16 protein-coding genes are annotated in these 17,728 nt (G+C 65.1%); 13 read left to right on the forward strand and 3 right to left on the reverse strand.

Annotated features, from left to right (window positions below; translation table 11 throughout):
• The first annotated feature begins 71 nt into the window (after window positions 1–71).
• On the forward strand, window positions 72–2,462 hold the full coding sequence (locus tag ACEN9T_RS06155; RefSeq protein WP_413705804.1) for a PAS domain S-box protein: 2,391 nt from the start codon (window positions 72–74) through the stop codon (window positions 2,460–2,462).
• 674 nt (window positions 2,463–3,136) lie between these two features.
• Window positions 3,137–3,490 carry a hypothetical protein gene (locus ACEN9T_RS06160; RefSeq protein WP_413705805.1) on the forward strand — a complete coding sequence of 118 codons (354 nt, stop codon included), beginning with the start codon at window positions 3,137–3,139 and terminating at the stop codon, window positions 3,488–3,490.
• 99 nt (window positions 3,491–3,589) lie between these two features.
• On the opposite strand, the gene ACEN9T_RS06165 is transcribed toward ACEN9T_RS06160, so the two are convergent.
• Together ACEN9T_RS06165 and ACEN9T_RS06170 are read right to left on the reverse strand one after the other, a co-directional pair.
• Window positions 3,590–4,282, reverse strand: coding sequence for a DUF2076 domain-containing protein (locus tag ACEN9T_RS06165; RefSeq protein ID WP_092977150.1), 693 nt, complete (start codon window positions 4,280–4,282; stop codon window positions 3,590–3,592).
• Between the two features lie 109 nt (window positions 4,283–4,391).
• Entirely contained in the window at window positions 4,392–5,363 is a 972-nt protein-coding gene (locus ACEN9T_RS06170; RefSeq protein ID WP_413705806.1) for a GlxA family transcriptional regulator, read from the reverse strand.
• 97 nt (window positions 5,364–5,460) lie between these two features.
• Here ACEN9T_RS06170 and ACEN9T_RS06175 point away from each other — a divergent pair, with 97 nt between their 5' ends.
• The 10 genes from ACEN9T_RS06175 to ACEN9T_RS06220 all read left to right on the forward strand — a co-directional run bounded on the left by ACEN9T_RS06175 (window position 5,461) and on the right by ACEN9T_RS06220 (window position 15,155).
• Window positions 5,461–5,913, forward strand: coding sequence for a tautomerase family protein (locus ACEN9T_RS06175; RefSeq protein ID WP_413705807.1), 453 nt, complete (start codon window positions 5,461–5,463; stop codon window positions 5,911–5,913).
• 27 nt (window positions 5,914–5,940) lie between these two features.
• Window positions 5,941–6,756 carry a dienelactone hydrolase family protein gene (locus tag ACEN9T_RS06180; RefSeq protein WP_413705808.1) on the forward strand — a complete coding sequence of 272 codons (816 nt, stop codon included), beginning with the start codon at window positions 5,941–5,943 and terminating at the stop codon, window positions 6,754–6,756.
• A gap of 136 nt (window positions 6,757–6,892) precedes the next feature.
• Entirely contained in the window at window positions 6,893–9,256 is a 2,364-nt protein-coding gene (locus tag ACEN9T_RS06185; protein ID WP_413705809.1) for a bifunctional salicylyl-CoA 5-hydroxylase/oxidoreductase, read from the forward strand.
• 1 nt (window position 9,257) lies between these two features.
• The gene (locus ACEN9T_RS06190) at window positions 9,258–10,040 is read left to right on the forward strand and encodes an SDR family NAD(P)-dependent oxidoreductase (RefSeq protein WP_413705810.1); all 783 of its coding nucleotides are present in this window, start codon (window positions 9,258–9,260) and stop codon (window positions 10,038–10,040) included.
• Window positions 10,037–10,642 carry a MarR family winged helix-turn-helix transcriptional regulator gene (locus ACEN9T_RS06195; RefSeq protein WP_092977162.1) on the forward strand — a complete coding sequence of 202 codons (606 nt, stop codon included), beginning with the start codon at window positions 10,037–10,039 and terminating at the stop codon, window positions 10,640–10,642. Before ACEN9T_RS06190 ends, ACEN9T_RS06195 begins: the two co-directional genes overlap by 4 nt.
• Window positions 10,639–11,490, forward strand: coding sequence for an enoyl-CoA hydratase family protein (locus tag ACEN9T_RS06200; protein ID WP_413705811.1), 852 nt, complete (start codon window positions 10,639–10,641; stop codon window positions 11,488–11,490). Before ACEN9T_RS06195 ends, ACEN9T_RS06200 begins: the two co-directional genes overlap by 4 nt.
• A gap of 1 nt (window position 11,491) precedes the next feature.
• On the forward strand, window positions 11,492–12,667 hold the full coding sequence (locus tag ACEN9T_RS06205) for an acyl-CoA dehydrogenase family protein (protein WP_413705812.1): 1,176 nt from the start codon (window positions 11,492–11,494) through the stop codon (window positions 12,665–12,667).
• 37 nt (window positions 12,668–12,704) lie between these two features.
• Window positions 12,705–14,321, forward strand: coding sequence for an AMP-binding protein (locus ACEN9T_RS06210; protein WP_413705813.1), 1,617 nt, complete (start codon window positions 12,705–12,707; stop codon window positions 14,319–14,321).
• The gene (locus ACEN9T_RS06215; RefSeq protein ID WP_092977170.1) at window positions 14,318–14,743 is read left to right on the forward strand and encodes an acyl-CoA thioesterase; all 426 of its coding nucleotides are present in this window, start codon (window positions 14,318–14,320) and stop codon (window positions 14,741–14,743) included. The genes ACEN9T_RS06210 and ACEN9T_RS06215 overlap by 4 nt, the downstream gene beginning before the upstream one ends.
• Window positions 14,744–14,762: 19 nt before the next feature.
• Window positions 14,763–15,155: a RidA family protein gene (locus ACEN9T_RS06220; protein ID WP_027679568.1), complete on the forward strand. Its 393-nt coding sequence runs from the start codon at window positions 14,763–14,765 to the stop codon at window positions 15,153–15,155.
• An 851-nt stretch (window positions 15,156–16,006) separates the two neighbouring features.
• On the opposite strand, the gene ACEN9T_RS06225 is transcribed toward ACEN9T_RS06220, so the two are convergent.
• Window positions 16,007–16,903, reverse strand: coding sequence for a LysR family transcriptional regulator (locus tag ACEN9T_RS06225; RefSeq protein ID WP_413705814.1), 897 nt, complete (start codon window positions 16,901–16,903; stop codon window positions 16,007–16,009).
• 384 nt (window positions 16,904–17,287) lie between these two features.
• Here ACEN9T_RS06225 and ACEN9T_RS06230 point away from each other — a divergent pair, with 384 nt between their 5' ends.
• On the forward strand, window positions 17,288–17,665 hold the full coding sequence (locus ACEN9T_RS06230; RefSeq protein WP_413705815.1) for a cation:dicarboxylate symporter family transporter: 378 nt from the start codon (window positions 17,288–17,290) through the stop codon (window positions 17,663–17,665).
• Window positions 17,666–17,728: the final 63 nt, after the last annotated feature.

The raw sequence follows: 17,728 nt of genomic DNA on the forward strand, positions 1-17,728 counted from the left end.
TGAGGGGCAGCCCTGGGCACATTGCTGCGCCTGGCGCTCCTTGCGGCGCTGTCCGCTTACCTGGTACCTGAATGAACGCCGCCGCCTCTTCGTCCTCAGAATTTGGCTCTGCATGGCTTCAGCTGTGGGCCAAATCGACCTTGGATTACTCCATCTTTGCACTATCGATCGAGGGCATTGTCTCGACGTGGAATCCGGGCGGCGAATTCATGCAGGGTTATCGGGCTGACGAAATTATTGGCCAGCCACTCGCACTTTTGTATCCGCCCGAGGGCCGAGCCTCCGGTGCGCCCGAGGCCGCGCTGCATGCCGCCGCCGAGACAGGGCGGCATGTCGAGGAGGGATGGCGCATGCGCAAGGACGGTGCGCCGTTCTGGGCGAATGTCGCCATGACGGCACTGCGTGACAGCCACAACGCATTGATCGGGTTCGGGACCGTGATCAGGGACGTCAGCGACAAGAAGGCCGCTCACGACGCGGTGCTGAAGAGCGAACGCAACTTCCGCCTGCTTGTTCAGGGCGTAACGGACTACGCCATCTTCATGCTGTCGACCGACGGGCACATCACAAGCTGGAATGCGGGGGCGCGGCGCATCAAGGGCTATACCGAGGCCGAGATCATCGGTTCGCACTTTTCGCGCTTTTATACGCCAGAGGATGTCGCGGCGGGCGTACCGTTCCGGGGCCTGGAGACCGCCCGGCGCGACGGGCGCTTCGAGGCAGAAGGCTGGCGCGTGCGGCGTGACGGAAGCCGCTTCTTCGCGCACGTCATCATCGATGCCATCTACGAAGATGGCGAGCTGGTCGGGTTTGCGAAGGTCACCCGCGACATCACGGAACGGCGGCACACCAACGAGCAGCTCGAGCAAACGCAAAGGGCGCTGTTCCAGGCCCAAAAGATGGAAGCGCTGGGCAAACTCACGGGCGGCGTTGCCCATGACTTCAACAACGTGCTGCAAGTCCTGCGGGGCAATCTCGAACTGCTCGAGAGCCGGCATGGCCGTGATGGCTGGAGCGCCGAGCGGCTCAGTAACGCCATCGATGCCGTTGATCGTGGCGCCAAGCTCGCCGCCCAGTTGCTTGCCTTCGGCCGTCAGCAACCGCTCGCGCCTGTCGTGATCAACCCTGCCCGGCAACTGCGCGCCATGGACGACTTGCTGCGGCGGGCACTGGGCGAAGCGGTCGAGATCGAATCTGTGGTTGCGGGCGGCCTCTGGAATATCGCGGTCGATCCGCATCAGCTGGAAAACGTCATCCTGAATCTGGCGATCAACGGCCGGGATGCGATGCCGGAGGGCGGCAAGCTCACCCTGGAACTGTCCAATGCCACGCTCGACGACGAATATGTGATGTCGGTCCCCGACGTGTCGGCCGGGCAGTACGTCATGCTCGCCGTCACGGATACGGGCACGGGCATGAGCCCCGACGTGATGGAGCAGGCGTTCGACCCGTTCTTCAGCACCAAGCGCGAGGGTGAGGGCACGGGGCTCGGGCTCAGCATGGCATACGGTTTCGTCAAGCAGAGCGGCGGCCATATCCGGCTCTACAGCGAAGTTGAGGAGGGCACGACCGTGCGGGTCTATCTGCCCCGCTCCACCGGCACGGCGGTCGAGCCTGCACGCTCCAAGGCCAGCGGGCTCAAGCACGGCAATGAGACGATCCTCGTCGTGGAAGACGATGCAAAAGTTCGCGAAACCGTGGTCGATCTGTTGGGCGGCCTCGGCTATGCCGTGCTCAAGGCCAACAACGCAGAGCAGGCATTGGCCGTGGTCGAGAGCGGCGTGCACATCGACATGCTCTTTACCGACGTGGTCATGCCAGGGGCACTGCGCAGTCCGGAGATGGTGCGCAGGGCGGTTCAGACGCTGCCTGCGCTGAAGGTGCTGTACACCTCCGGCTACACGCAGAACGCCATCGTCCATGGCGGGCGGCTCGATCCGGGTGTGGAGTTACTGAGCAAGCCTTACAGCCGCCAGCAGCTTGCACTCAAGATTCGCCAGGTGCTTGGGGGCGACGCGGTGGAAGCGACCGGACCCGACGTAGAAGAGACGCGGCTCGATCTCAACACGGGCCCTGTATGGGAGCCGGCGCGCTTGCGCATTCTCGTGGTGGAGGACGACGCTTCCTTGCGTGGCGCGGTATGCGAGCTGTTGATGCTCATCGGGATCACGCCGCAGCAGGCGGCCAGCGGCGCGCAGGCGCTCGCAGCCCTGCGCGCAGGCTCCGTCGACGTTCTGTTTACGGACATCGTCATGCCTGACATGTCCGGCATTGAACTCGCGCAGCGGGCGTTTGCACAGCATCCGGAACTACGCGTGGTCTTTGCTTCCGGAAACCCCATCCCAGACCACGACAGCTTTGCGTTCAAGTGGACCGCGCTTCGCAAGCCTTACACGCTCGATCAATTGCAGCAGGCACTGCAATCGATGATGGCGCTTGAGCGGATGACCACCGATACATAACCGAGCTTGGAGGTTTGAGCGCGGCGTTTGGGCCTCAAAGACTCGTGTTCCACAGTCGGAGGCCCGCGCACGGTACCCAAACAGTGGAGTGCCGCTGTTTTCGCTCGAAATTTTCGACCTCCGAGAGTCGTGCGTCAGGGTCAAACTGTCGAGCGCCAGCCTTCAACCGTGGCGATCGACTGTTTGAGGCTGGAACGCGGCTCTCCGAGGTCGAAAATTTGAAGCTCGAAGAGCCGAGCGCGAGGTGCGGACTGTGGAGAGCGACTGTTTGACGGTGAGGCTCGACGCTCGGGGGGCGAGATCGAGTGTTTGAGGGTCGAGCGTGGGGCTTTGGGGTTGGCGCTTGGGTGTCTGGGAGTGGGGCGCGAGGGTTTGGGGGTGGGCTGTGTGGCGCCGGGCCCCGACAAAGACAAATCAGACCTCGGCTGCCGGGCCCGTCGCTATAATCCCTCCGCTGCCGGACCAACGGCAGCCGGGCGTGGAAACCCGACATTGACCCAAGGCGGACAGCATTTTGTCCGAGACGCTTACGCACGCCTGTTTTATGGCGGGCCGGGCGGAGCAGCCTACGGGCTGGCTGGCTTCCTTGGGTGTCAGTTTTCCACCTCCGCTGTCGGGCCCGCCACCCTCACGTGGAAATGAGCGGCGGGTCTCCAACTACCCAAGGAGGCTCTATGCCAATCGCTTCATACCCCTCGCCACCACCTTCCGCCCCTCGCGCCGACGCCATGTCAGCGGCAGCGGGCAAGCTCACCAAGAATCGCATTTACCTGAACGGCGCGCTCGCGGGCCAGGCCTATCTCAAGCGCACGCGCACCGCGATGTGCACGCATGGCCAATGCCGGCCTGGCATGCTGCGCGAGCAGCTCCAGAGTTTCTCGGCTCACAGCTTTCCAGCCGTATTCGTGAAGGGCTTTGTCGATGCGATCGATGTGTACGTGTCGATGTCGCTAGGGGGCCGCGACGTCGATCCGCAAGGGTGGGATGTGCTGGCCGCCATCGAGCGGCGTGGCTATAGCGAGCAGTAACGACGGATGAAGGCATTCCGGGCCGGAATGCTTTACTCCAATCGAAGAAACGCCTCCGCGCGCCCTCGGACCGGAGTCTGCGCGGCGGGCGTCGCGTGCCTAGCTGAACATCGGATCGTCATCCGAATAATCACTACCGCCCAGGTCGCTATCGTCCATCAGCCCGAGGCTGTCGTCGCGCGAGGCCGTGTTGGTATTGCCGCTGTTACCGCTGCTGTCGCTGTCGTAGTAGTTGTTGATGACGGTTTCCGTGGTGCCGCCCATCACGGGCTGCTGGCCGAAGAAGCCGCCGCCGCCGCTGTTGTGGTGGAACATGTTTTCGATGCCCTGGAACAGGAGCGCGCCACCGGCCACGCCGGCTGCCGTGGTCGCGACGCTGCCGAGCGTGCTGCCTAGGCCGCCGCTAAAGAAGCCCGAGCGCGCGGGTTGCGCCGGAGCGGGCTGCGCTTGCGGCGGCATCTGCATGGGGGCGGCCTGCTGCGGGGCGTAGGCGGGGTTGGGCGCTGGGCTGTTGGCGTGGCTGCCCCAGTTGTTGGCGGAATCCATGAACGACGCGCTGCGGCCGGCTTGCGCCGCCTGCAACTGGTTTTGCAGCGAGGCGATTTGCGCCTGCGCCGATGCCAGCGCCTGGTCGAGCAGCATGGCGCGCTGCACGAGCAGATAGGCCGCGTCTGGCTGGCGCGCCACGGCGTCGAGGATGCGGGCTTCGGCCTGCGGGTCCTTGGCTGCGGCGCGGGCTTGCGTCAGTTGGGCCAGGAAGTTTTCCAGCGCTTGCTGTTCTTGCGGGGACATGGTGTGCGTTCCTGTCTGGTGGGTGCGACGTGACCAAGTTAGGCGTCAAGTCTTAAACGAAAATTAAAGTCCTGCAGCTTCTTGTGTAACGGCCTGTAACCCCAGGCCCCTAGGCGGCCGGGCGGTATTGGCTGGGGTTGGTGCCAGACACCTTGCGCATCAGGCGCCGCAGCGCAGTGGCGTCTTCGTAGCCTACGGCTTCGGCCACGCTGTCGATGGTCATGCGGCTGGATTCGATCAGCATGCGGGCGCGGTTCAGGCGCACGCTCTGCACCAGGGCCAGGGTGCTTCTGCCGGTGGCTTCGCGCACGTGCCGCGACAGCGTGCGTTGCGACATGGCCAGCTCGTCGGCCAGCGTCTGCACGCTGGGCGGGGTGGGCAGGGCGGCTTCAATGCGCGCCACCAGTCGGGCAATCAGCGCATTGCCGTTGGCCAGCATGGCGGGCACCACGAACGGCGCCTGCGCGTGGCGGCCGTCGATCAGCAGCACGCGCCCTACCGCATCGGCCAGCGCCACGCCAAAGCGCGTGCGCAGCAGGTGCAGCATCAGGTCGGTCTGCGCAAAGGCGGCGCCGGCGGTGGCGACCGGGCCGTCGGCGCACACCATGCGGTCGGCATCGACAGCGCATGCGGGTTCCCACTGCCGCAACGTCGCGGCCAACCACCACGACGTGGTGACGCAGCGCCCGGGCAGCAACCCCGCTGCCTGCAACAGAAACACCGCCGAGCACGATGCCGCCACCTGCCCGCCCGCCGCCACTTGGGCGGCCAGGGCGCGCGCTGCCCGCTGGGCATCGTCTTGTGCCAGGCGCGTGGCAATCATCTCGGCATGGTCCAGGCCCAGGCCGGGCACGATCCAGGTGCCGCCATCGGGGCGCGGGCGTTTTGGCAGCGCGGTGGCCTGCACTTGCATGCCGTTGCTCAGCTGCACACTGGTTGCGTCGGCCGACAGCACGCGCCACGTGGGGCGTGCGGCTTTGATGCGCGGGGCCAGTGTCGACGCGGCCTGCAAGATGTCCAGCGTAGCCGCCACGCTGGTGGCGTACGCGCCGGAGAGTACGAGGATGGTGAAATCCGCCATGACCAAAGTTGCCCGAAAGATGTCGAAATCGACACTGCCAGTCTAGCGGCTGCGCGGATTCAATGCAGGCATGTCAACAACGCTCACGAGTGCCCACATGCCGAACATCCTCGTCAAGATTCCTGCAAACACCTTTGACGGCGACGCACGCGCGGCGCTCGCACGCCGCATCACCGAGGCTGCGGTGCAGGCCGAGCAGATTCCCGATGATCCTCGCCGGCGGGCGACAACCTGGGTGGTGATGGAAGACGTGCCGGCCGCCTCTTGGTGGTGCGGCAGGGTGGACGTGACAACGCAGGTGGTGCCGTGCCTGGCCATCGCCCACGTGCCGGCGGGTGTGCTGGATGCCGATGCACGGGCCTTGTTCGTGCTGCAGATGCACGATGCCTTCGTGCAGTCGCTGCCGGCGGCCGATGGCCGGCGCGTGGTGACCTCCGTGATGCTGCATGACGTGGCCGACGGCACCTGGGGCGTGAACGGTGCGCTGTGGACGCTGCCGGATTTCGCCAGGGCGGCAGGTTATGCACACCTGCAGCACCTCGTCGCCTGAGCCGGATCAACTCACCGGAGCCCACGCATGACAAGCCAGCACCCGCAGCAAGACGACCGCCTGGAAGACTTCACGTGCCGCCAGATCACGCTGGATGGCATCACCAAAACCGTCTACGTGGCCGGCACGGGTCCGGGCGTGATCGTCATGGCGGAGATGCCGGGCATCAGCCCGCACGTGGCGCGGTTTGCACGCTGGGTGCGCGATGCGGGGCTGACTGTCTACATGCCGTCGTTGTTCGGGCGCGATGGCGCGGTGCCCGAGGCGGATGCGGGGGCCGAGGTGTTCCGCCATGCGTGCGTGAGCGCGGAGTTCCGCGCCTTTGCGGCCAACCAGTCGAGCCCCGTCACGCAATGGCTGCGCGCGCTGGCGCGGCTGGCCCATGCGGAGTGCGGCGGCCCGGGCGTGGGGGCGATCGGCATGTGCTTCACAGGCAATTTTGCGCTGACGATGATGCTGGAGCCGGCCATGCTGGCGCCTGTGCTGTGCCAGCCGTCTTTGCCGTTGAACGAGCCGGGCGGGATCGAGATTGCGCGGGAGGAAGCGGCCGCCGTGCGCCAGCGGCTGGAGCAGGAAGACCTGACCGTGCTGGCCTATCGGTTTGAGGGCGACCGCTTCTGCCGCGCCGAGCGCTTCGCTGCCTATGAACAGGAGCTGGGCCCTCGCTTTGTGCCGCGCGTGCTGCCCGACAGCGCCGCGCACCCGAACCCGCCGTCGTTCTTTGCCCAGCATGTGCCTTGTCCGCACAGCGTGGTGACCGCCCACCTGATCGACGCGGCCGGGGAGCCCACGCTCGCCGCCCGTGACGAGATCCTCGCGTTCTTCCGACAGCGCCTGTGCTAAGTGGGGGCTCACATGCGAGTGTGAGCCTGGCGCCGCGCGGTTCGGTGTAAACCCCGGGGCGCCGGCTGGGCAAATTACTTTACAACTAAACTATTCATGACTAAGGTAATACCGCATCAAATGCGGAGCCGTTGTCATGAAGATTGTCTGTATTGGTGGTGGGCCGGCCGGCCTGTACTTTGCCCTGCTGATGAAGCTGCAGGACCCGTCGCACGACATCACCGTGGTGGAGCGCAACCGCCCGTATGACACGTTCGGCTGGGGCGTGGTGTTCTCCGACCAGACGCTGGGCAACCTGCAGCGCGCCGACGCCAAGAGCGCCGCGCAGATCCTCGACGCCTTCAACCACTGGGACGACATTGAAGTCCACATCCGTGGCCAGGTGGTGCGCTCGGGGGGGCACGGCTTCTGCGGCATCGGGCGCAAGCGCCTGCTGAACATCCTGCAGGCACGCTGTGAGGAAGAGGGCGTCAAGCTCGTCTTTGAAACCGACGTGCAGGATGACGCCACCTATGCCGATGCCGACCTCATCATCGCCAGCGACGGCCTGAACAGCCGCATCCGCACCAAGTACGCAGCGACGTATCAACCCGATATCGACACCCGCCGCTGCCGCTTTGTCTGGCTGGGCACGCACAAGCTGTTCGACGCCTTCACCTTTGCGTTTGAAGAAACCGAGCACGGCTGGTTCCAGGCGCATGCGTACCGCTTTGATGACGAAACCTCCACCTTCATTGTCGAGGCGCCCGAAGAGGTGTGGCGCGCCGCCGGGCTGGAGACCATGGAGAAGGAAGAGGCCATCGCGTACTGCGAGCGGCTCTTCGCCAAGTACCTCGACGGCAACAAGCTGATTTCCAACGCCACGCACCTGCGGGGCTCTGCGCAGTGGATTCGCTTTCCGCGCGTGGTTTGCCGGCACTGGGTGCATACCAATGCGCACAACACGCCGGTGGTGCTGATGGGCGACGCCGCGCACACGGCGCACTTCTCGATCGGCTCCGGCACGAAGCTGGCGCTGGAAGATTCGATTGAGCTGGCGCGCAGCATCGGCCAGCACCCGGGCGATTTGCGTGCGGCACTTGAACACTATGAAGCCGTGCGCAGCGTGGAAGTGCTGCGTATCCAGAACGCGGCGCGCAACTCGACGGAGTGGTTTGAAAACGTAGACCGCTACGCCAACCTGCCGACCGAACAATTTGCGTATTCGTTGCTCACGCGCAGCCAGCGCATCAGCCACGAAAACCTGCGCCAGCGCGACAAGCGCTATCTCGAATCGTTTGAAGATTGGATCGCCGAGCAGGCCGGTGCCCCGCGCGGCCCGCAGCACGGACCCGTGCCGCCGATGTTCACGCCGTTCACGGTGCGCGGGGTCACGCTCAAGAACCGCGTGGTGGTGTCGCCCATGGCGCAGTACTCGTGCGAAGACGGCCAGCCGGCGGACTATCACCTCGTGCACCTGGGTGCTCGCGCCATGGGCGGTGCCGGCCTGGTGATGGCCGAGATGACGTGCGTATCGCCCGATGCGCGCATCACCCCCGGCTGCCCGGGTTTGTGGAACACCGACCAGCGCGACGGCTGGGCGCGCATCGTGCAATTCGTGCATGCCAACAGCGATGCGAAGCTGGGTGTCCAGCTTGGCCATGCGGGTGCCAAGGGCTCGACGCGCGTGGCGTGGGAGGGCATCGATCTGCCGTTGGAAGACGGGCAGAACTGGCCGCTGATCTCCGCATCGCCCCAGCAGTATCTGGACGGCGTGAGCCAGTGGTCGCACGCCATGACGCGCGACGACATGGACCGCGTGCGTGACGACTTTGTCCATTCGGCGCGCCTGGCGGCAGAAGCCGGGTTCGACTGGCTGGAGCTGCACTGCGCGCACGGCTATCTGCTGTCGTCGTTCATCTCGCCGTTGACGAACCAGCGCAACGACGAATATGGCGGATCGCTGGAGAACCGGCTGCGTTTTCCGCTGGAAGTCTTCCACGCCGTGCGTGAGGTGTGGCCGAGCAACAAGCCGATGTCGGTGCGCATTTCCGCGCACGACTGGGTGGAGGGCGGCATCACGCCGGACGATGCGGTGGAAATTGCGCGCATCTTCAAGGCCGCGGACGCGGACATGATCGATTGCTCGTCGGGGCAGGTCAGCAAGAAGGAACAGCCGGTGTACGGCCGCATGTTCCAGACGCCGTTTGCCGACCGCGTGCGCAACGAGGCGGGCATCGCCACCATCGCCGTGGGCGCCATCTCCGAGGCGGACCACGTCAACAGCATCATCGCGGCCGGCCGTGCCGACCTGTGCGCCGTGGCGCGTCCGCACCTGGCCAATCCGGCCTGGACGCTCAACGAGGCCGCACGCATCGGCTATCTCGACATGCCGTGGCCCAAGCAGTACCGCGCGGGCAAGCTGCAGTTGGAGCGCAACCTGGAGCGCGAGCGCGCCATGGCGGCGCAGGCGGCGGGGCTGTCTCCGCTGGAGCAGGCCAACCGCATGCAGGGGGTTTGAGATGGCGACCCCTGCAATGCTCACCGGACACCACGCCGTCGTTACCGGCGCAGGGCGCGGGATTGGTGCTGCGATTGCCGCACAACTGGCCGCGCAAGGGGCCACGCTCACGCTGATGGGCCGCAATGCTGGCGTGCTGGAAGCCACCGCCAGGACGTTGCCCGACAGCGCCCGTGCGCAGGTCGTTACGTGCGACGTGACTGAGGAGGCGAGTGTGGCAGCGGCATTCGAATCCGCACGCGCGGGGCTCGGCCCCATCTCCATCCTCGTCAACAACGCGGGGCAGGCGGAGAGCGCACCGTTTGCGAAGACCACGCTTTCTCAATGGCAGCGCATGCTGGCCGTCAACCTGACGGGCACGTTCCTGTGCACGCAGGCGGCGCTGGCCGATGTGCAGGCGTCGGGCCGCGGCCGCATCGTCAACATTGCCAGCACGGCGGGGCAGCGCGGTTATGCGTATGTGTCGGCGTATGTGGCGGCCAAGCATGGGGTGATCGGGCTCACGCGCTCGCTCGCGCTGGAGCTGGCGGCGCGCGGTGTCACCGTCAACGCGGTGTGTCCTGGCTATACCGAAACCGACATCGTGCGCGAGAGCATCGACCGCATCGTCGCCCGCACCGGCCGCAGCGCAGAAGAAGCGCGGGCCGAGCTGGTGAAGGGCAACCCGCAAGGCCGGCTCATCACGCCCGACGAAGTGGCGAACGCCGTGGCGTGGCTGTGCTCCGATGGCGCGTCGTCGATCACGGGTCAGGCCATCTCGGTGTCTGGCGGGGAGGTGATGTGAGCACCGAACGCACCCGGCGCAAAACCGCACTCGCCACGCGAGCCTCCGGCCATCACGCCGTCGTGCAGGCGCTGGGCGACGAACATATCGGCCTGGAAGCGCGCGCGCATGTGGACGATCACATGGACGTCAAGATCTGGCTGCGCCTGTTGGCCTGCAGTACGCAGATCGAACAGCAGATCCGCCAGCGCCTGCGCACGCGCTTCAACACCACACTGCCGCGCTTCGACTACCTGGCGCAACTCGATCGCCACCCGGACGGACTGCGCATGAACGTGCTGTCGCGCTACCTGATGGTGACCGGCGGCAACGTTACCGGCCTGACCGATCAGTTGGAGAAGGAGGGGCTTGTCAAACGCGAGGCGGATCCGGATGATCGCCGGTCCTTTCGCGTGCTGCTGACCGACGCCGGCCGCCGCCACTTTGCCGAGATGGCTGCCGAGCACGAACGCTGGCTGATCGAGATGTTCGACGGCCTTGGCATCGCCAACAAAGACGCACTGTATGCGCAGCTCGGCCACCTGCGCGTGCACCTTGCACAGCGTGAGACCGAGTTGGACGCGCGCGACGAACAACTTCAAACGAACCCGACCAAACCATGACCGACCGCATTGACCCGGCCCTGCTGGCCGGCAACCGCCGCCCGCTGGCGGGTTATCAAGCCAAGCATTTCCTGTGGAGCGTGGAAGGCGGCGTTGCCACCATCACGCTCAACCGGCCGGAGCGCAAGAACCCGCTCACGTTCGATTCGTATGCCGAGCTGCGCGACCTGTTCCATCAACTCAAGTGGGCGGATGACGTCAAGGCCATCGTGCTGGCGGGCGCGGGCGACAACTTCTGCTCCGGCGGCGACGTGCACGAGATCATCGGCCCGCTGGTGCAACTGAAGGCGCCCGAGCTGCTGATGTTCACGCGCATGACAGGCGAACTGGTGAAGACGATGCGTGCGTGCCCGCAGCCAATCGTCGCTGCCATTGACGGCGTATGCGCCGGCGCAGGCGCCATCCTGGCGATGTCTTCCGACCTGCGCCTGGGCACCGCGCGCAGCAAGACGGCGTTCCTTTTCAACCGCGTTGGCCTGGCCGGCTGCGACATGGGCGCCTGCGCGATCCTGCCGCGCATCATCGGCCAGGGCCGCGCAAGCGAACTGCTCTATACCGGCCGATCGATGAGCGGCGAAGAGGGCGAGCGCTGGGGCTTCTTCAACCGCCTGTGCGAACCGGCCGAGGTGCTGAGCCAAGCGCAAGCCTTGGCGGCCGACCTGGCCGCCGGCCCGACCTTCGCCAACGGCATCACCAAGACGATGCTGCATCAGGAATGGACGATGACGATCGAGCAGGCGATCGAGGCCGAGGCCCAGGCACAGGCCATCTGCATGCTGACCGAAGACTTCTCGCGGGCCTATCACGCGTTTGTCGCCAAGCAAAAACCGGTATTCGAGGGCAACTGAGATGAGCGACAAGGACTATCTGCAATGGCCGTTCTTTGACGACAAGCACCGGCAGCTCGAAGCCGAGCTGGACGCCTGGGCCACGAAGCACATCCCGCACGACCACGGCCCCGATGTGGATGCCGAATGCCGCGCGCTGGTCAAATCGCTCGGGCAAGCTGGCTGGCTGCGCCACGCCGTGGGTGGTACCGCGCACGGCGGCGCGGGCGAGACCATCGACACGCGCGCCATCTGCCTGATCCGAGAGACGCTGGCACGCCATTCCGGCCTGGCCGACTTTGCCTTTGCGATGCAGGGGCTGGGGTCGGGCGCCATCTCGTTGCACGGCACGCCTGAGCAGCGCGAGCGTTATCTGACGAAGGTCGCGCCCGGCGAGGCCATCTCAGCGTTTGCGCTGTCCGAACCCGATGCCGGCTCCGACGTTGCGGCCATGGCTTGCGCCGCGCGTGAAGACGGCACCGACTACGTGCTCGACGGCGAGAAGACGTGGATTTCCAACGGCGGCATCGCCGACTTCTACGTCGTGTTTGCCCGCACCGGCGAGGCGCCGGGCTCGCGCGGCATCAGCGCGTTCATCGTCGAGACCGGTACGCCTGGCTTTGAGATTGCAGAGCGCATCAACGTGATTGCACCGCACCCGCTCGCGCGCCTGCGCTTTACCAACTGCCGCATTCCGGCCAGCCAGCGCGTGGGCGCGGCAGGCGAGGGCTTCAAGGTGGCGATGCGCACGCTGGATGTGTTCCGCACGTCGGTGGCCGCAGCCGCGCTGGGTTTTGCGCGCCGTGCGCTGGACGAAGCGCTTGCGCGCGCTACCACCCGCAAGATGTTCAGCGGCGTGCTGGCCGATTTCCAACTGACGCAGGCCAAGCTCGCGCAGATGGCGACCGCCATCGACAGCGCGGCGCTGCTGACTTACCGCGCCGCGTGGCAGCGCGACCAGGGCCGCAACGTGACGCGCGAGGCCGCCATGGCCAAGTTGGCGGCCACCGAGAACGCGCAGCAGGTGATCGACGCCGCCGTGCAGATGTGGGGCGGCCTGGGCGTGGTGAGCGAGCAGCCGGTCGAGCGCCTGTATCGCGAGATCCGCTCGCTGCGGATCTACGAAGGCGCTACTGAAGTGCAGCAACTCATCATCGCGCGCGAATTGCTGCGCGCGGCGGCGCCCGCCAAGCCCTGAACACGCCCACGTCCACGACAGAGACGGAGAGTTCTCCATGCCCAGCGCCCATATCGACACCTTCGCCCGCGACCGGCTGCCGCCGGCAGAGCTGCAACCGGTGTACCGCTTCGACCTGCCGGCGCTGCAGTTTCCGCCGCAGCTTAACTGTGCAACCGAACTGCTCGATCGCCGTGTTGCTGCAGGCGAGGGCGGCCGCCTCTGCATCCAGGCGCCCGGCATCCGCTGGACGTATGCCGACCTGCAGGCGCACGCCAACCGCATCGCCAACGTGCTGGTCAACGAGATGGGCGTGGTGCCGGGCAACCGCGTGCTGCTGCGCTCGCCCAATAGCCCGATGCTGGCCGCCTGCTGGTTTGCGGTGATGAAGGTGGGCGCGATTGCCGTGACGACCATGCCGCTGCTGCGCGCCAAAGAGCTGGGGCAGATTCTGGGCAAGGCTGAGATCGGCTTCGCACTGTGCGATGCGCGGCTCGTCGACGAGTTACGCGATGCCGTAGCGCAAGCCGCCAAGCCCGTGCAGACGCTGTGTTTTCACGATGACACGCCGGAAGGGTTGGAGGCCGCCATGGCACGCCAGCCAGCCACCTTCACCAACGTCGACACGGCAGCAGATGACACGTGCTTGCTCGCCTTCACGTCGGGCACGACGGGCGTGCCGAAAGCGACGATGCATTTTCATCGCGACATCCTCGCCATTTGCGCGTGCTGGCCGCCGCATGTGTTGCAACCGCGCGCGGACGACATCTTCATCGGCAGCCCGCCGATGGCGTTTACGTTTGGGCTCGGCGGCCTGCTGCTGTTTCCGATGAGCGTGGGTGCATCGACGGTGCTGCTGGAGAAGGCGTCGCCGAACGATCTGGTCGACGGCATCCGCACGTTTGGCGCGACGGTGCTGTTCACGGCCCCGACCACGTACCGCAACATCGCGGCGCGCGGAGACGAGCTGCGTGCCACGCCTCTGCGCCGTTGTGTGTCAGCGGGCGAGGCGCTGCCGGTTGCCACACGCACGCTCTGGAAGAACGCCACCGGCATCGAGCTGATCGACGGCATTGGCGCGACCGAGATGCTGCATATCTTCATCTCCGCCGCCGATGCCGACGTGCGCCCTGGCGCCACCGGCAAGGCTGTCCCCGGCTATGTCGCACAGGTTGTGGACGACGCCGGCAACCCCGTGCCGCCGGGCACCGTGGGCCGCCTGGCCGTGCAGGGCCCGACCGGCTGCCGCTACCTGGCCGATGACCGCCAGCGCGCCTACGTGCGCAACGGCTGGAACCTCACGGGGGATGCCTACTTGATGGACGAGGAAGGCTACTTCCATTACCACTCGCGCACCGATGACATGATCATCTCGTCGGGCTACAACATTGCCGCGCCCGAGGTGGAAGATGCGCTGATGCAGCATCCGGCCGTAGCCGAGTGCGGCGTGATCGGAGAGCCCGATGAAGAGCGCGGGCAGATCGTCAAGGCCTTCGTCGTATTGCATCCGGGCCACACGGCGGGGCCGGAGATGGTCAAGACACTGCAGGACTTCGTGAAGCAGACCGTCGCACCTTACAAGTACCCGCGCGCCATCGAGTTTCGTACGAGCCTGCCGCGCAGTGAAGTCGGCAAGCTGCTGCGCTACCGCCTGCGCGAACACGACAAATCATGAGCAGCTACCACTTCGAGCGCGCTGCCCGCATCCGCTTTGCCCACTGCGACCCGGCCGGCATCGTCTACTTTCCGCAATACCTCGTGCTGTTCAACGGCCTGGTCGAAGACTGGTTTACCGACGGACTGGGCGTTTCGTATGCGCAGATGCTTGGCCCGCGCCGCATCGGCCTGCCCATCGTCAAGCTGCATTGCGAGTTCAGCGCCATCAGCCGCATGGGCGACGACGTGCAGTTCAAGTTGAAGCTGGAGCGGCTGGGCAATGCGTCGCTCACGTTAGGCCTGGATTGCTGGGCGGGCGAAGAGCAGCGCGTGCGTTCGCAGCAGGTACTGGTGTTTACCGATCTCAATACGCATCGAGCGATGCCGATGCCGTCCGATGTGCGGCAGGCGATCGAGGCGAGCGTTCAACAGTCCCGATAGAACTAGAAGGAATCGCATCATGGAAGTACTCCTCCCCCCTAACTGGCCGCGCCCCAAGGGCTATGCCAACGGTGTATCCGCGCGCGGGCGCATGGTGTTCGTGGCCGGCATGATCGGCTGGGATGCGCAGGGCGTGTTCCACACGGATGACCTGGCCGGGCAGGTTCGTCAGGCATTGCAGAACATCGTCGAGGTACTTGCCGCCGGCGATGCCAAGCCCGAGCACATTGTGCGCATGACGTGGTACGTGACCGACAAGAAGGCGTACGTGGCGGCCTACCCCGAGATCGGCAAGGCGTTCCGCGAGCTGATCGGCAGCTTCAGCATTGCGATGACGGCAGTGGAGGTGGCAGCGCTCGTGGAAGACCGGGCCAAGGTGGAGATCGAGGTGACGGCGGTGGTGCCGGATTAGTCGTTTTCGTAAAATTGACGGCATACAAAAGAGTCCGTACCTGTACAAAAAAGTCTGTACCAACAGCGGGGTTGGGGACTGTTGACGCCAGTCCGCTCTCAACCAACTCCGACACCCCTGTTTCTCCATGCAACACCTTAGCGCGGCGCGGACTGTAGCTCCGCGTCCGTAGCCGCCAAGTGTCCGCCTAGGAAACAAAGGCATCAAGCGCGGCGAAAAAGCAGCCGAGCTACCGTCGGCCCAGCGGCAGGCGCTTCGGCGCCAACTCTTCTTCAGTCGACCAATCCAATGGTCGGTCCCACAAACGTAGCTCGGCAATCCGCACTCGTCGCCATCGTATTGAGCTCAACCGTTCTGTGTATCGATGCCCATGCGACGCTGCTTGCAAGAATCTAGTTGAAGTTCCTTATATAAGGTCACCGCAGGTATTTGCGCCTGTCGAGACCCTGGGGCAAGGAGTTCGGATTTGGGTAGATGGCGAAGCAACTGTGATTCCAGACAAGCGCCCGGCCTGCCTCCCGATTCCGTTGCGTTACAACAATCCCGGAGCCCTCAAAACACCCGCGAAGTCGCCATGGCCTCGGCAAATCGCAAAGGACAAACGAGGGCATGCGGTCTTCGACTCAGTTGAGGGCGGCACCGCAGCGTGGGGCTTATGGATACGGAAAAAATTTGAATCAGGTCGAGCGTACTCGGCATTCGACATTATGTCGGTCTACGCGCCGCCTGATGACTGTGTTGGGTCGATTCGCAACAAAGACGGGCAGTGCCCCTATGGCCTTAACCCTACTCAGGTGTATGCCGAACGAGTCGCTGCCAGCGTCGGAAAGAAGGCAAATGACCACCTAGATCTAAATGGGGCGAACTGCCAGGGAGGGCGAAACGGCTTGTATGCACTTTTTCGCGAAATCGCTAGCTTCGAGATCCTCGCGCAACGTCGTGATTGCCACGCTCGACCGGATGCCAGGGCGGCCGATGCGATGCGCCACGAGTTCACCACGCGCGATCTCCTCCTTGATCGCGATGTAGGTGAGGATCGAATAGCCGGCGCCGGATTTCACCAATTGCTTCGTCAGCGACACGCTGTCGACCTCCAGGGCGATGCGCAGGCGCACACCGTGCTGGATCGCCGCCTGTTCGACCAGGCGCCGGTTGCTGTGCGGCAGGCCGGGCAAGATCAGCGGAATGCTGGCCAGGTCGCGGATCTGGTATTCGCGCTTGTCAGCCTCTGAGCCGGGCGGTCCCACGAGGATCATGGGCTCGCTGAACAACGGGCGTACGTGGAACGCATCCAGCGGCGGCTGGTTGTAGACGACGGCAAGGTCAACACGCCGGTCCAGCACCCACTCCTGCAGCGAGCTGCTCAGGCCTTCTCGCACGTGCAGTGACACCCGGGGCCACTGCGCCCGAAAGTCCTGGACGAGATCGGCGCCGATCAGCGCGCCCATGGTCGGCGGCAGGCCAACGGCCAGATGCCCGCGCTCCTCGTCGGCGCTGGCACGTACGTCTTCGCTGGTTTCGCTGAGGAGGTGCGTGATCATTTCAGCGCGCTCCAGCAGACGCGAGCCCGCCGAGGTGAGCCGGACGCCCCGGCCATGCCGAACCAGCAGCGGCACGCCAATCTCGGCCTCCAGTTTTGCAATCTGCCGACTCAGCGCGGGTTGCGCGATGTACAGCTCGGCGGCTGCACGGCTGAAACTGCCGGCACGCGCCACGCGAATGAAGCTCTTGAGTTCTCGGATGTCCATGCTTGCGTTGAGATATGCCGTGTCAGCATAGGTTTGTATGTTCACATGGTCTTTGTCAAGAAAAGACCGTCAATCTATGCTTTCCACAAATAACAAATCACCAAACTCGTACAGGAGACGGTTCGCCCTTAGGCTTCACGGCCAGTGGCGTTCACGCCCCCAGTGACGACCGCCTTTCAAGCAAGACAAGTCCAGCACGCTAGTGCCGCCTGGTAGCGGCAGAGCGGTGAATGACTGGACGCAGGAGACACCATGAAACATCTGAAGAAGCCGCATGTGCAGGTCTTGATCGGCCTGGCGTGTGCGCTCGTCCTCGGCATCGCTGCACCGCAGTGAGCCGTTGCCCTGAAGCCGATTGGGCAGGCGTGCATCGCGCTGCTGAAGATGATGCTGGCCCCGATCATCTTCTGCACGCTGGTGCAGGGTCTGGCGCATGTGCGCGACCTGCGCACGCTGGGCCGCATGGGCGTGAAGTCGCTGGTGTACTTCGAGGTGGTAAGCACGGTGGCAATGGCGCTGGGCTTTGTGCTCGTTAACCTGTTCGTGCCCGGGGCGGCGCCGATCCTGGACCTGCCGGCCGAGCACGACGCAGTGGCGCCGCGCCGCTTCTCGCAGGTTCTGAAATCGATGCTGGGCAATCGCGTGACGGTGGTCGTGGTGCCGAACGCAGGCCATGCATTCGCGCCCGATCAGCCCAAGGCGATGGCTGATGCGATCGCAACGTTCGCCAAGCGCGTGTACGCGGAACCCGCCAAGCAGTAATCGGGATTGCCTGTCATATGGAGGCCGGTCGCGTGACTTGCCTCCACGGTTAGTGTCAACGCC

Origin of the sequence: Ralstonia sp. Ralssp110 (assembly GCF_047325135.1) — a bacterium.
Classification (GTDB): Bacteria; Pseudomonadota; Gammaproteobacteria; order Burkholderiales; family Burkholderiaceae; genus Ralstonia; species Ralstonia mojiangensis.

Bases quoted from the DNA above. Each gene is read 5' to 3' on its own strand.
- ACEN9T_RS06155 (WP_413705804.1), top strand. From the start codon at position 72: ATGAACGCCGCCGCCTCTTCGTCCTCAGAATTTGGCTCTGCATGGCTT.
- ACEN9T_RS06160 (WP_413705805.1), top strand. From the start codon at position 3,137: ATGCCAATCGCTTCATACCCCTCGCCACCACCTTCCGCCCCTCGCGCC.
- ACEN9T_RS06165 (WP_092977150.1), bottom strand. From the start codon at position 4,282: ATGTCCCCGCAAGAACAGCAAGCGCTGGAAAACTTCCTGGCCCAACTG.
- ACEN9T_RS06170 (WP_413705806.1), bottom strand. From the start codon at position 5,363: ATGGCGGATTTCACCATCCTCGTACTCTCCGGCGCGTACGCCACCAGC.
- ACEN9T_RS06175 (WP_413705807.1), top strand. From the start codon at position 5,461: ATGCCGAACATCCTCGTCAAGATTCCTGCAAACACCTTTGACGGCGAC.
- ACEN9T_RS06180 (WP_413705808.1), top strand. From the start codon at position 5,941: ATGACAAGCCAGCACCCGCAGCAAGACGACCGCCTGGAAGACTTCACG.
- ACEN9T_RS06185 (WP_413705809.1), top strand. From the start codon at position 6,893: ATGAAGATTGTCTGTATTGGTGGTGGGCCGGCCGGCCTGTACTTTGCC.
- ACEN9T_RS06190 (WP_413705810.1), top strand. From the start codon at position 9,258: ATGGCGACCCCTGCAATGCTCACCGGACACCACGCCGTCGTTACCGGC.
- ACEN9T_RS06200 (WP_413705811.1), top strand. From the start codon at position 10,639: ATGACCGACCGCATTGACCCGGCCCTGCTGGCCGGCAACCGCCGCCCG.
- ACEN9T_RS06205 (WP_413705812.1), top strand. From the start codon at position 11,492: ATGAGCGACAAGGACTATCTGCAATGGCCGTTCTTTGACGACAAGCAC.
- ACEN9T_RS06210 (WP_413705813.1), top strand. From the start codon at position 12,705: ATGCCCAGCGCCCATATCGACACCTTCGCCCGCGACCGGCTGCCGCCG.
- ACEN9T_RS06215 (WP_092977170.1), top strand. From the start codon at position 14,318: ATGAGCAGCTACCACTTCGAGCGCGCTGCCCGCATCCGCTTTGCCCAC.
- ACEN9T_RS06220 (WP_027679568.1), top strand. From the start codon at position 14,763: ATGGAAGTACTCCTCCCCCCTAACTGGCCGCGCCCCAAGGGCTATGCC.
- ACEN9T_RS06225 (WP_413705814.1), bottom strand. From the start codon at position 16,903: ATGGACATCCGAGAACTCAAGAGCTTCATTCGCGTGGCGCGTGCCGGC.
- ACEN9T_RS06230 (WP_413705815.1), top strand. From the start codon at position 17,288: ATGATGCTGGCCCCGATCATCTTCTGCACGCTGGTGCAGGGTCTGGCG.